Source organism: Streptomyces ossamyceticus (assembly GCF_001418475.1).
GTDB classification, from domain to species: domain Bacteria; phylum Actinomycetota; class Actinomycetes; order Streptomycetales; family Streptomycetaceae; genus Streptomyces; species Streptomyces ossamyceticus.
Genome location: NZ_LIQX01000132.1, coordinates 1 through 12658 on the forward strand (window position 1 = coordinate 1; position 12658 = coordinate 12658).

General features: G+C 72.9%; 9 protein-coding genes. 7 read left to right on the forward strand and 2 right to left on the reverse strand.

Features of this window, described 5'->3' with window-relative positions; genetic code table 11:
- Nucleotides 1-300: 300 nt before the first annotated feature.
- The 6 genes from AOK15_RS11725 (at nucleotide 301) to AOK15_RS11745 (ending at nucleotide 7936) form a co-directional block, all read left to right on the forward strand.
- On the forward strand, nucleotides 301-888 hold the full coding sequence (locus AOK15_RS11725) for a hypothetical protein (protein ID WP_240508393.1): 588 nt from the start codon (nucleotides 301-303) through the stop codon (nucleotides 886-888).
- A 99-nt stretch (nucleotides 889-987) separates the two neighbouring features.
- Nucleotides 988-4245: a S41 family peptidase gene (locus AOK15_RS11730; protein WP_055515642.1), complete on the forward strand. Its 3258-nt coding sequence runs from the start codon at nucleotides 988-990 to the stop codon at nucleotides 4243-4245.
- Between the two features lie 281 nt (nucleotides 4246-4526).
- A complete protein-coding gene (locus tag AOK15_RS11735; RefSeq protein ID WP_055515644.1) occupies nucleotides 4527-5552 on the forward strand; it encodes an ATP-binding cassette domain-containing protein in 1026 nt (341 codons plus the stop codon).
- A complete protein-coding gene (locus tag AOK15_RS11740) occupies nucleotides 5549-6418 on the forward strand; it encodes an ABC transporter permease (protein WP_079058426.1) in 870 nt (289 codons plus the stop codon). Before AOK15_RS11735 ends, AOK15_RS11740 begins: the two co-directional genes overlap by 4 nt.
- Before the next feature lie 377 nt (nucleotides 6419-6795).
- On the forward strand, nucleotides 6796-7278 hold the full coding sequence (locus tag AOK15_RS44945; RefSeq protein WP_157870212.1) for a hypothetical protein: 483 nt from the start codon (nucleotides 6796-6798) through the stop codon (nucleotides 7276-7278).
- Between the two features lie 253 nt (nucleotides 7279-7531).
- Complete coding sequence (locus AOK15_RS11745) at nucleotides 7532-7936, forward strand: hypothetical protein (RefSeq protein ID WP_157870213.1); 405 nt, start codon at nucleotides 7532-7534, stop codon at nucleotides 7934-7936.
- 58 nt (nucleotides 7937-7994) lie between these two features.
- Here AOK15_RS11745 and AOK15_RS11750 read toward each other — a convergent pair whose 3' ends face one another.
- The gene (locus AOK15_RS11750) at nucleotides 7995-11336 is read right to left on the reverse strand and encodes an AfsR/SARP family transcriptional regulator (protein ID WP_055515648.1); all 3342 of its coding nucleotides are present in this window, start codon (nucleotides 11334-11336) and stop codon (nucleotides 7995-7997) included.
- Between the two features lie 220 nt (nucleotides 11337-11556).
- On the opposite strand from AOK15_RS11750, the gene AOK15_RS11755 reads away from it, so the two are divergent.
- The gene (locus tag AOK15_RS11755; protein ID WP_055515650.1) at nucleotides 11557-12357 is read left to right on the forward strand and encodes a site-2 protease family protein; all 801 of its coding nucleotides are present in this window, start codon (nucleotides 11557-11559) and stop codon (nucleotides 12355-12357) included.
- Between the two features lie 77 nt (nucleotides 12358-12434).
- On the opposite strand, the gene AOK15_RS11760 is transcribed toward AOK15_RS11755, so the two are convergent.
- Nucleotides 12435-12644, reverse strand: a complete 210-nt coding sequence (locus AOK15_RS11760) for a hypothetical protein (protein WP_055515652.1) — start codon at nucleotides 12642-12644, stop codon at nucleotides 12435-12437.
- Nucleotides 12645-12658: the final 14 nt, after the last annotated feature.

The window sequence follows — 12658 nt, forward strand, 5'->3', positions numbered from 1 at the left end:
GGCGGCTGCGGGTGCGTTGTGGTTTCTCGCGCAGTTCCCCGCGCCCCTGAAGGCTTGGGCCTGCGGCCCGCCTTCATCCTGAAAGCACGGGGCGCGGCCCCGGTCGCTTTTCAGGGGGCGCGGGGAACTGCGCGACCAGCCACGAGCCACCCGCACGCGCCAACGCACCCCCGCTCCCGAGTTGTTGGGCGGCCCCGCGGATATCCCCGGCCGCGCGGGGAACACCCGGGATGAGCGGAGCGGAACCGTGGCCGCTTGTGGTCTTTCCGGGTCGGGACCCGTGGTGGGAGGGTGGCTTCCATGGGGGTTTTGCGGCGAGTAAAGGTGAATCGGTCCGCCGGGCGCCGGACGTTGGTGCGTGCCGGACTCGGCGTCGTGGCTGTCGTCACGCTCGTGGCCTGCGAGGGAGGTGGCATCAACACCGGCGCGGTCGCCTTCACCACGGACCAGATGGGGACCAAGGAACTGGAGCGGCACGGCGTCGACGTCCAGTGGCTCACCTGCACGGCCTCGTACGGCGACAGCGACGGTGGCGACGGCGGCGGCAGCGATGACGGCGGTGACAAGAAGAAGTCCGCTTCGGCCTCCGCTTCCGTCGACACCGTGGCGAACGTCAACTGCGAGGGCGAGGACAAGAAGGGCCGGGACATCACGATCACCGGGAAGGTGACCAAGGAGGTCAACGGCAAGTGCGTCCGCGGTGACCTGACCGCCAAGGTCGACGGGAAGCAACGGTTCCACGTCGACGTGCTCGGCAACTGCAACGCCCCCGACCCCACTCCCGGAACACCGGACCAACCGGGGCGGCCCGGCCCCACCGCGACGGTGACCGTCACCCAGACCATCTGGTGCCAGAAGGACCCGCAGTGCTGGCCGGAGGGCAAGTAGCCGACGGGCAAAGGGTGCGAAAGGCGCAAGTGTGGTTCGTGGGGGGCGACGTGATCCAAACGTCTCCCCAGACGCCCGTGCGCTGCTTACAGTGACCGGGTGACTCAGACCGCACCGTCCACACCGTCCGTACAGGCCGTCCAGTCCGTTCAGACCGCGTATCTCCGATTCCCGCACCTGCACGGCGACTTGATCGCCTTCACCGCCGAGGACGACGTCTGGGTCGCCCCTCTCGACGGCGGTCGTGCGTGGCGCGTCAGCGCGGACAACATGCCCGTCAACCACCCGCGCATCTCCCCGGACGGCACGCTCCTCGCGTGGACCTCCACCCGCGACGGCGCCCCCGAGGTGCATGTCGCGCCCGTCGACGGCGGACCCGCCAAGCGCCTGACGCACTGGGGCAGTTGGCGCACCCAGGTGCGCGGCTGGACCCCCGACGGGCAGGTCCTCGCCCTCTCCACCCAGGGACAGGCCAGCCTGCGGCAGAGCTGGGCGCGGGCCGTCCCGCTGGACGGCGGACCCGCCACGACACTGCCGTACGGGCCGGTCGGCCATGTCGCGTACGGCCCGGCCACCGTGCTGCTGTCCGCGCCGATGGGCCGCGAGGCCGCCTGGTGGAAGCGGTACCGGGGCGGCACGGCGGGCAAGCTGTGGATCGACCGGGACGGCGACGGTGAGTTCGTCCGCCTCCACGCCGACCTCGACGGGAACCTGGAGTACCCGCTGTGGGTGGGCGACCGGATCGCGTTCCTCTCCGACCACGAAGGCGTCGGCGCACTGTACTCGTCGCTCGCGGACGGCTCCGACCTGCGGCGCCACACGCCCGCCGAGGGCTTCTACGCCCGGCACGCGGCCACCGACGGCACCCGGGTCGTGTACTCCTCCGCCGGTGAACTGTGGCTGCTCGACGACCTCGACGGGGCCGAGCCGCGCAAGATCGACGTCCGGCTGGGCGGGCAGCGCGTCGACCTCCAGCCGTACCCGGTGAACGCCTCCCGCTGGTTCGGCTCCGCCTCACCCGACCACACCGCCCGCGGCAGCGCGGTCGCCGTCCGCGGCTCCGTCCACTGGGTCACCCACCGCTCCGGCCCCGCCCGCGCGCTCGCCGCCGAGCACGGGGTGCGGGCCCGGCTGCCGCGCGCCTTCCGGGTGGAGGGCGAGGAATGGGTGGTCTGGGTGACCGACGCGGAGGGCGACGACGCGCTGGAGTTCGCCCCCGCGACGGGAGCCGGACCCGGCACCACACCGCGCCGGCTCGCCGCCGGACAGCTGGGCCGGGTCCTCGGGCTCGCCGTCGCCCCCGACGGCAGCCGGGTCGCCGTCGCCGCACACGACGGGCGGGTCCTCCTCGTCGAGCGGGAAACGGGCGAGGTCCGGGAGGTCGACCGCAGCGAGGACGGGGAGGTGACCGGGCTCGTCTTCTCGCCCGACTCCGGCTGGCTCGCCTGGTCGCACCCCGGCGCGCGCCCCCTGCGCCAGCTCAAGCTCGCCAACACCGCCGACCTGTCCGTCACCGAGGCCACCCCGCTCCGCTTCCAGGACTTCTCCCCGGCGTTCACCCTCGACGGCAAGCACCTGGCCTTCCTCTCCGCGCGCGCCTTCGACCCCGTCTACGACGAGCACGTCTTCGACCTGCACTTCGTCAGCGGCGCCCGCCCGCACCTCATCACGCTCGCCGCGACCACCCCGTCACCCTTCGGGCCGCAGCGCCACGGCCGGCCGTTCGAGGCGCCCGACAAGGAGGAGACCCCGGACAGCGAGGGCGCCCCCGTCACCCGTATCGACCTCGAAGGGCTCGCCGACCGGATCGTGCCCTTCCCCGTCGAGGCCGCCCGCTACTCCACGCTCCGCGCCGCCAAGGACGGCGTGCTGTGGCTGCGCCACCCCGTCACCGGCGTCCTCGGCCACTCCCGGGCCACCCCCGACGACCCCGACCCGAAGACGTCCCTGGAGCGGTACGACCTCGCCCAGCGGCGCCTGGAGTACCTCGCCTCCGACGCCGAGCACTACGCCGTCAGCGGCGACGGCAAACGGGTGCTGCTGTGGACCGACGGCAAACTCAAGGTCGTCCCCAGCGACCGGCGCGCCTCGGGCGACGACGACAGCGACAGCAACATCACCGTCGACCTCGGCCGCGTCCGGCAGACCGTCGACCCGGCCGCCGAGTGGCGGCAGATGTTCGACGAGACCGGCCGCCTCATGCGGGACAACTTCTGGCGCCCCGACCTCGGCGGCGTCGACTGGCAGGCCGTCCTCGACCGCTACCGGCCCGTCCTCGACCGGGTCGCCACCCACGACGACCTCGTCGACCTGCTGTGGGAGGTGCAGGGCGAACTGGGCACCTCCCACGCCTACGTCACCCCGCGCGGCGGCGGAGGCTTCGGCGACCGGCGGCAGGGCCTCCTCGGCGCGGACATCTCCCGGCACGAGGACGGCACCTGGCGCATCGACCGCGTCCTGCCCTCCGAGACATCCGACCCCGACGCGCACGCGCCGCTCGCCGCGCCCGGTGTGGCCGTCCGGGCCGGGGACGCGATCGTCGCCGTCGGCGGACAGCCGGTCGACCCCGTGGCCGGGCCCGGACCGCTGCTCGTCGGCACGGCGGGCAAGGCCGTCGAACTGACCGTCCTGCCCTCCGGGGGCGGCGACCCGCGCCACGCCGTGGTGGTGCCCATCGCGGACGAGGAGCCGCTGCGGTACCACGCGTGGGTGGCGGACCGGCGGGCCTACGTCCACGAGAAGTCCGGCGGCCGTCTCGGCTATCTGCACGTGCCCGACATGGTCGGCTCCGGCTGGGCACAGCTCCACCGGGACCTGCGGGTCGAGGTGGCGCGGGAGGGCCTCGTCGTGGACGTCCGGGAGAACCGGGGCGGACACACCTCGCAGCTCGTCGTGGAGAAACTGGCGCGGCGGATCGTCGGCTGGGACCTGCCGCGCGGGATGCGGCCGACCAGCTACCCCGACGACGCGCCCCGAGGGCCCGTCGTCGCCGTCGCCAACGAGTTCTCCGGCTCCGACGGGGACATCGTGAACGCGGCGATCAAGGCGCTCGGGATCGGGCCGGTCGTCGGGACGCGGACGTGGGGCGGGGTCGTCGGCATCGACAGTCGGTACCGGCTCGTCGACGGGACGCTGGTGACCCAGCCGAAGTACGCGTTCTGGCTGGAGGGGTACGGGTGGGGCGTCGAGAACCACGGCGTCGATCCGGACGTCGAGGTCGTGCAGGCGCCGCAGGACCACGCGGCCGGGCGTGATCCGCAGCTGGACGAGGCGATCCGGATCGCGTTGGCGGGGCTGGAGGAGACGCCGGCGAAGACGGCGCCCGCGCTGCCGCTCGAGGAGCCGGGCGCCTCATAGTTCGGGGGTACGGGTGGTTCGGCGGGTGCGGTGGTGTGTGGTTTCCCGCGCAGTTCCCCGCGCCCCTGAAAAGCAGGGGCCTGCGGCCCCGTGCTTTTCATCCGAAGGGCGGGCCGCAGGCCCGACCCTTCAGGGGCGCGGGGAACCGCGCGAGAAACCACGACGCACCCGCACCCGCCGAAACCACCCGCACCCCCGAGCCATGAGGCGCCCGGCACTCCGCCACGCGCTGTCGGTGACCTGTCGGTCGTTTGTCGGCGGCCCCTGACACCGTCGTCCGCATGACACGAATCGACAAGGAACCCAGCGGCGCGACCCGCGCTGTCACCGTACGGGGGCTGGTCAAGCACTACGGCGAGACCAGGGCGCTGGACGGTGTCGATCTGGACGTCCGCGAGGGCACCGTGATGGGCGTGCTCGGCCCGAACGGCGCCGGCAAGACCACACTCGTCCGGTGCCTGTCCACGCTCGTCACGCCCGACTCGGGGCAGGCGACCGTGGCCGGCTACGACGTCGTACGCCAGCCCCGCGCCCTGCGCCGGGTGATCGGCCTCACCGGCCAGTACGCCTCGGTGGACGAGAAACTCTCCGGCTTCGAGAACCTCTACATGATCGGCCGTCTGCTCGACCTGTCCCGCAAGGACGCCCGGGGCCGGGCGAACGGTCTGCTGGAGCGGTTCTCGCTGACCGAGGCGGCGGGGCGCCCGGTGGCCACGTACTCCGGCGGTATGCGGCGGCGGCTCGACCTCGCCGCGTCGATGACGGGCCGCCCGGCCGTGCTCTACCTGGACGAGCCGACGACCGGACTGGACCCGCGCACCCGGATCGAGGTGTGGGACGAGGTCAAGCGCATGGTCGGCGACGGGGTGACCGTGCTGCTGACCACCCAGTACATGGAGGAGGCCGAGCAGCTGGCCTCCGAGCTGACGGTGATCGACCGCGGCAAGGTCATCGCCAAGGGCGGCATCGACGAACTGAAGGCGCAGGTCGGCGGCCGTACGCTGCGGGTCCGCCCGGTCGACCCGGCGCAGCTGCGGCCGCTCGCGAGGGAGCTGGACGGCCTGGGGATCACCGGGCTCGCCACCACCACCGTCGACGCCGACAACGGCACCCTGCTCGTGCCGATCCTCAGCGACGAGCAGCTCACCGCCGTCGTCGGCGCGATCAGCGACCGCGGCGTCACCATCGGCTCGATCAGCACCGAACTGCCCAGTCTCGACGAGGTGTTCCTCTCCCTCACCGGCCACAAGGCCAGTGCCCCGCAGGACCCGGCCCCGTCCACCGCCTACGAGGAGGTCGCCGTATGAGCTCCCACCCGTCGCCCACCGCCACCCTGAACGAGGCGCTACGCGCCGCCCCTTTGAACACCCTGTCCCGCAGCGGCGACGCCGACGGCCGGATCGGGCTGCGCGCGCAGGCCCGGCACACGGGCGCCCTCGTGCGCCGCAATCTGCTGTGGATCCGCAACGACCCGCAGTCCGTCGCCGACGCGGTCCTCATGCCGATCGTGTTCGCCCTGCTGTTCGTGTACGTCTTCGGCGGCTCCATCGGGCAGGCGCTGGGCGGCGGCCAGGAGCGGTATGTGCAGTACGTGATCCCGGGGCTGATGGCCATGCTCGGCATGAACATCGCGATGGGCGTCGGCACCGGCTTCAACGAGGACTTCCAGAAAGGCATCATGGACCGCTTCCGGTCGCTGCCGATCGGCCGGTCCTCGGTGCTGCTCGCGAAGATCTCCGTCGAGCTGCTGCGGATGCTGCTCGCCACGACCATCCTGCTGACCGTCGCCGTCCTCATCGGCTTCGACATCACCAGCTGGCCGGGCCTGTTCGCCGCGGTGGGCCTGTCCGTCGTCTTCGGCTCGTCCCTGATGTGGATCTTCCTGGTGCTGGGCGTGACCCTGAAGAACGCGCAGTCGGTGCAGGCGATGGGCTTCCTGGTGCTGTTCCCGCTGCAGTTCGGCTCGTCGATCTTCGCGCCGCCGCAGTCGATGCCGGGCTGGCTGCGGAGCTTCACCGACTACAACCCGCTGTCCTCCCTGGCAGACGCCGCACGCGGTCTGATGACGGGCGGGCCGGTCGCCCACGACGTGATGATCACGCTCGGCTGGTCGGTGGCGCTGACGGCGGTCATGGCCCCGATCGCGATCCACAAGTTCCGCACCAAGAGCTGACACCCGGATCAGGGGGTGACGGCCCCGCCGCCGAGTTCTCGGTCGCCCCCGGCATACGTGCGTGAATAGGTAGTTTCCCCGAGGCGGCCGAGGCGGGCGTCCCGGAAAGTCTCCGGTGAAACGGGCGACCGGCTACAGCTCGGAGGACGAGCTCCGCGGCCCGCGATGTGCACGGTCGGCGATGACGGGGGATGCAGCGATGAGCGCGGAAGAGTGGATCGCTCGGCCCCTCCTCCCCTCGCTCCTGTGGGTGGCCGCTGGGATTCGCCTCGTCAGGGCGGCAGCCAGGCCGATGACCAGGGATCGGGGGTGCCCGTAGTGGCTCCGCAGCCGAGTCGCGGGCGGCGCTCGGAGCCACCGCGGTCACCGCCGCCCACATGGCGTGGGCCACCTCCGTGCGGGACGTCCCCCTCGGGTGGACGGTGGCCTGGATCGCGGGCACCGGGCTGCTCCCCGTGACGGCAGCCTGGTACGCGCACCGCCGGTCGCCGGGTTGGGGCGCGCCGGCGGCCCGGATCGGCGCTGTCACCGGAGCGGCCCTCCTTCTCGCCGTGATCGGCGGGTTCCTCCAGAAGTGGACCGGCTGGCACGCGTACGAGCCGCCCCGACTCGACCGGAGCCGGTACGTCGGGGACTGGATCGGCGGCGGCGCGTACCGGCTGCGGCTGCGGCTGCGGCTGCGGCTGGACGAGACCGGCAGGGCCGAGGCCGGCCGGCCAGGAACGCACCGCGCGACCGGATCACCCTCACGTCCGGGGGCTGCGGTGCCCTCCGCGACTGGCAGGCAGCCGGCACGACCGACACCCGTACCGCCCCTAAAGCTTGATCATCAACCTCGCTGCCGATGTGCCGATGAGTGACTGGGCCGACCGCTCGGTCTCGAACCGAACAAGGAACGCAATGCCTCGTTGGATGAAGGCTCTCACCGTATGCACCGTCCTGGCGCTGGGGCTTCCAGGCTGTGGGTCGTCGGCCCTGCCCAGGCACTGGGGGTCACCCTCCTCGGCGAGCCCCACGCCCAGTGAGGCCGAAGAGGTCGCGGTGCGATGGAACGCGGCTCGGCTCAGTCAGGCGCTGCCCAGCGAGTCCCACGCCCCCCAGGGGTGGGAACGCTTGGAGAAGACCACATCGGTGAACGGCTGCGACATCGACGAGGGCTGCCCGCTGGTAGGCGCGACCGCCCGAGCGGAGAACCTCTATGGCCGGTCGTCCACGGATTCACGGTTCACGCTGGTGGCTTTCGACACCGAGGACCACGCCTCGGCAGGGTTCAAGTCCTATGTCGCCATAGAAGAGGACAGAGGGGGACAGACACGGGTTCCGCTGTCGGTCCGGGCCGACGCCGATGACACCCTCGCTTACGACGACGGTTACAACACTCACCTGTTCCTGCGCGTCGGAGGGGTCGTCGCCCACATGCTCATCTTCGACCACGAGGGGGAGGACATCTCCGCCTACGAGGTGCAGACGCTCGCCACATGGCAGGTCCACCGGATCGGGATCCTGGCCGACCGGTAGGGCCGCCAAGGCACGGCCGGCGCACGTTGGTTCGTGTTCTCCGTCGGCGTGCCGGCCCTCAGATCAAGGCGCCGGCCTCCTCCAGGGTGAGTCCGGCGCCCTCGCCGTACGCCGCCTCGTACGCCTCGTCGTCCAGTCGCGCCCGGACCCCGGCCTCCGCCCGCGCGCGTCCCTCGGCCTCCAGCGGGCTGGGGTGGTGGCCGCGCGGGAGGTGCGCGTCGGAGGCGCCCAGGAGCCGGGCCGCGTCCCCGGCGCGGGCACCGCCGTCCACGCCCGTGACGGCGACGGCGGCGGTGACGAGGTGGGAGGCGGGCAGTTGGGGGGTGATCGTCTGGGCCAGCGGGTCCATGGCCTGGTCGAACGCCTTGCGGACGCGTTCGCGGGCCTCGGCGTGGCGCCCGTCCATGGTCATCAGCCATGCCTCCAGACCGAGGACGAAGCCGGCGAACAGCACGAAGTCGACGGCCTCGAACTCCTCGCGCAGCCGTGTGATGTGCCGCCACGCCTCGTCCAGGCGCCCGGTGCGACCGAACCAGACGGCGAGGTAGAGACGGGCCGCGGGCAGCGCCTCCTGAGGCGTGTCGTGCCGCGCCAGCACGTCCAGCAGCATCTTCTCGCCGAGTTCGGCCTCCCCGCACTCCAGGAGCACGTTGCCGAGCCGGACCCCGAGGACGCCCGAGTGGGCGTTGGTGCCGATCCGTTCGGCATGGACGATGGCCCGCCGGTAGTCGGCCGCGGCGAGGTCGAACCGGCCCGTGCGCTCGTGGCTCATGGCGCGCGCCGAGAGCGCCTCGGCGGCGACCCAGGCGTCCCCGAGCCGTTCGCACAGCTCCAGTGCCTCGTCGGCGTCGCGGGTGGCGTCGCCTGACCAGTCGCTGCGGTTGGCGAGGATGTTGGCCCGCATGTGCAGGGCCTGGGCCAGCTCCCAGGTGTAGCCGAGGTCACGGGCGGTGGCGATGCTCGCGTCGAGGATCACGCGCAGCCGCTCCATGTCGCCGGAGAGCACGACGGCGTAGAACCACATGAAGCCCGGGAAGCGGCAGGTCTGCGGCTGGCCCGGACGGTAGGTGTCCCGGATGACCTGGAGCTTCTCCCTCCCCTCGGGGGTCTCCCAGACGGAGATCTCCATGTCCATGCCGGCGAGATGGACGAGGTGGAGTGCGCGCCGGGCCTCGTCGAGCACCTCGGGGCGCATCGGCGGCGGGCTGTCGGTGAGGCCCTCGCGCACATCGGGGACGGGGCGGGCCGGCGGGGCGAACGGGTCGGGGCCGAGCGCCATGACCTGGGTGGCCCAGTGCCGGGCCTCGGTCTTCAGGTCGCGCATCTGCCAGTACCAGGCCAGCGACAGGACCAGGCAGAGCGCCTCCTGCTCGTCGCGTTCGGCGACGGCGTGCCGCAGGGCGGTGCGGAGGTTCTCGTACTCCAGCTCCAGCAGTTCGTTGGCCCGGCGCTGGCCGGGGCCGCGCAGCAACGGGTCGGTGGTGCGGGCGAGTTCGCGGTAGTACGTGCGGTGGGCCCGTTCGGCGGCGGGGCGGGTGCCGGTCTCGGCGAGGCGTTCGCCGGCGTACTCGGCGACGGTCTCCAGGAGCCGGTAGCGCATCCCGCCGTTCGCGGTGGGGGCCGCGACGACGAGGGACCTGTCGACGAGGGAGCCGAGCGTCTCCAGCGCGGCGGGGCCGCAGACGGCCTCCGCGGCGGCGAGGTCGCAGCCGCCGGCGAACACGGACAGCCGCCGCAGGACGTCCCGTTCCTCCTCGTCGAGGAGTTCCCAGGACCAGTCGACGACCGCGCGCAGCGTCTGCTGGCGGGGCAGGACGGTGCGGCTGCCGGAGGTGAGGAGCCGGAAGCGGTCGTCGAGCCGGTCGGCGATCTGGCGCGGCGTCAGCATGCGCAGCCGTGCCGCCGCGAGTTCGATCGCGAGGGGGAGGCCGTCGAGGCGGCGGCAGATCTCGGCGGCTGCCTCCGGGTCGTCGCCGACGGTGAAGCCGGGCCGGGCGGCGGCACCCCGGTCGGCGAGCAGCCGCAGGGCGTGGGGCTGGTCGAGGGGTTCCACCGGCCGCACCAACTCCCCCGGTACGCCGAGGGGTTCGCGGCTGGTGGCGAGGACGGTCAGGCCCGGGCAGTGCTGGAGGAGATGCTCGACGAGGTGGGCGGCGGCGGCCACGACGTGTTCGCAGTTGTCGAGGATGAGCAGCATCCGGCGTCTGGCGCAGTGCTCGGTGAGCCGGCCCAGGGGGTCGTCGTGGCGGTCGGAGACCACACGCATCTCCTCGGCGCCGGCTCCGCGCAGGACGGTCTCGCGGGCGCCGAGGGCGGTGATGACGGCCTCCGGGACGTCGGCGTGGTCGTCGACGGGGGCGAGTTCGGCGAGCCAGACCCCGTCGGGAGCGGACGCCGCGACCGCCTCGCCGGCCTCCTGGGAGAGACGGGTCTTCCCGGCGCCACCGGGCCCGAGGAGGGTGACCAGGCGGGCGGCGGCCAGGTCGGTACGGATGGTGTCGATGTCGACGTCCCGGCCCACGAAGGAGGTGAGCCGGGCCCGAAGGTTGCCGCGCGGACGGCCGTCGGGAGCCGGCTGTACGGGGCGGGCGCCGGAGGCCGGCCGGCCGGGGCGGGCGTCCACGGGTGGCGGCGCGGGGTGGCCGTCGACCGAAGGCGAGGCGGCGTGACCGTCGTTGTGCAGCAGTTCCTCGTGCAGGGACCGTAGTTCGGGGCCCGGGTCCGTGCCGAGGCGGTGGGCCAGGAGACGGCGTACGGAGTCGTACGCGGCCAGGGCCTCCGCCGGGCGGCCGGTGTCGCGCAGGGCGCGCAGCCGCAGGCACTGGAGGGGCTCGTCGAGGGGGTGTGTGTCGCACAGGGCGGTGAGTTCGGGGAGGGCGGTCCCGGCGCGGCCGAGGGCGAGCGCGGCGGTGAGGCGGGCGCGCCGCGCGTCGAGCCGGCAGGTCTCCCAGCGGGCGGCCTCGGCGGTCCGGTCGGGCAGGTCGGCCAGCGGCGGGTCCTGCCAGAGGGCGAGCGCGTCGTCGAGGACCGCGGCCGCCTTGGCGGGGTCGCCGTCGGCCAGCGCGCGGGCGCCCTCGGCCGCGAGACGGTCGAAACGGTGCAGGTCGACGTCGTCGGGGGCGGCGGTGAGCCGGTAGCCGCCGTGCGCCGACAGGATCGTGTCCGGGCCGAGCGCCCGGCGCAGCCGGCCCACCAGCGCCTGGAGGGCGCCGCTCGCGTCGGCGGGCGGGTCACCGGTCCACACCTCGTCGACCAGCGTGGACACGGTGACCGTACGGCCCGGGCGCAGCGCGAGCACGGTCAGCAGGGCGCGCAGCCGGGCGCCGCCGACCGGGACCGGGGTGCCGTCGGCGTGCGATGCCTGGGTGGTGCCGAGGATGCGGTAACGCACGGGGTCCATTGTCTCCGTCGGTTCGGTGCCGGTGGCTGGGCCGTCGCAGGGGTCGGCCGGGACGGCCCTCGACCGCCGACCGTGCGTCCCCCGACCGTACGTCCCCGCCTGCATGTCCCCACCTTCCTAGGAACCAGGAGGTGACCGCGAGACGTTTTCGCCTTGCGCCCGGTACGGTCGGGCAGTCCGTACGAGTGATCGACACGTCCACGAGAGCCCTAGGAGCCCCATGACCACCGCCGCGTCCCGCCGGAGCGACCGGAGGATCAGCCCCGTCTTCGTGGGGATCGTGGCCGTCATGGCGGTCACGGGCTGGGCCACCTGGACCGGGTTCGCCGAGCAGCCCGGTCTGGCCGTCTTCCTGTTCGTGACGTCGGCGTGGATCGTCTCGCTCTGTCTGCACGAGTACGCCCATGCCCGGACCGCCCTGCACAGCGGCGACATCTCCATCGGCGCGAAGGGCTACCTCACGCTCAACCCGCTGAAGTACACGCACGCCCTGCTCAGCATCGTGCTGCCGGTCGTGTTCGTGATCATGGGCGGTATCGGTCTGCCGGGCGGCGCCGTCTTCATCGAGCGGAACCGTATCCGGGGCCGCTGGAGGCACAGCCTGATCTCGGCGTCGGGCCCGCTGACGAACGTACTGTTCGCCGCGGTCTGCACGGCGCCGTTCTGGCTGGAGGTGACCGACGGGGTGCCGGCGGCGTTCCTGTTCGCCCTCGCGTTCCTGGCGATGCTCCAGGTCACGGCGGCGATCCTGAACTTCCTGCCGGTGCCGGGCCTCGACGGCTACGGCGTGATCGAGCCCTGGCTGTCGTACAGGATCCGCCGTCAGGTGGAGCCGCTCGCGCCGTTCGGGCTGCTGCTCGTCTTCGCGGTGCTGTGGATCCCGGCGGTCAACGGCGTGTTCTGGGACGTGATCGACGCGTTCATGCGGGGCCTCGGCATCGAGGACCAGCTCTCCGACTGCGGCTACTGGCTGTACCGCTTCTGGCGCGAGGACAGCGACGTGTGCCTGACAGGTCCGTGACGGACGGTCCGGAGCCAGGACGACGGAGCCAGGAGGACGGAGCCAGGACGGCGGAGCCGGGGGGCCGGGGCGGGGCCTCAGCTCGTGGCGGACTGCCGCTCCAGCTTCGCGCGGCGCACGTAGTACCAGGCCATGTTGGACGACAGCCCGGCCATCAGCACCCACACCACACCCAGCCAGCTGCCCCGGGCGAAGGACACCACGGCCGCGGTGATCGCGAGCAGACAGACGACGAGGGCGTAGACGGCGAGTCGCCGGGCCGGGCCGGGTGGGGGCAAGCGGGGCATGGCGGTCGGCTCCT

Excerpts from the sequence above, each read along its gene's own strand:
- AOK15_RS11735 (WP_055515644.1), top strand. The coding sequence starts at position 4,527 with ATGACACGAATCGACAAGGAACCCAGCGGCGCGACCCGCGCTGTCACC.
- AOK15_RS11725 (WP_240508393.1), top strand. The coding sequence starts at position 301 with ATGGGGGTTTTGCGGCGAGTAAAGGTGAATCGGTCCGCCGGGCGCCGG.
- AOK15_RS44945 (WP_157870212.1), top strand. The coding sequence starts at position 6,796 with ATGGCGTGGGCCACCTCCGTGCGGGACGTCCCCCTCGGGTGGACGGTG.
- AOK15_RS11750 (WP_055515648.1), bottom strand. The coding sequence starts at position 11,336 with ATGGACCCCGTGCGTTACCGCATCCTCGGCACCACCCAGGCATCGCAC.
- AOK15_RS11755 (WP_055515650.1), top strand. The coding sequence starts at position 11,557 with ATGACCACCGCCGCGTCCCGCCGGAGCGACCGGAGGATCAGCCCCGTC.
- AOK15_RS11760 (WP_055515652.1), bottom strand. The coding sequence starts at position 12,644 with ATGCCCCGCTTGCCCCCACCCGGCCCGGCCCGGCGACTCGCCGTCTAC.
- AOK15_RS11740 (WP_079058426.1), top strand. The coding sequence starts at position 5,549 with ATGAGCTCCCACCCGTCGCCCACCGCCACCCTGAACGAGGCGCTACGC.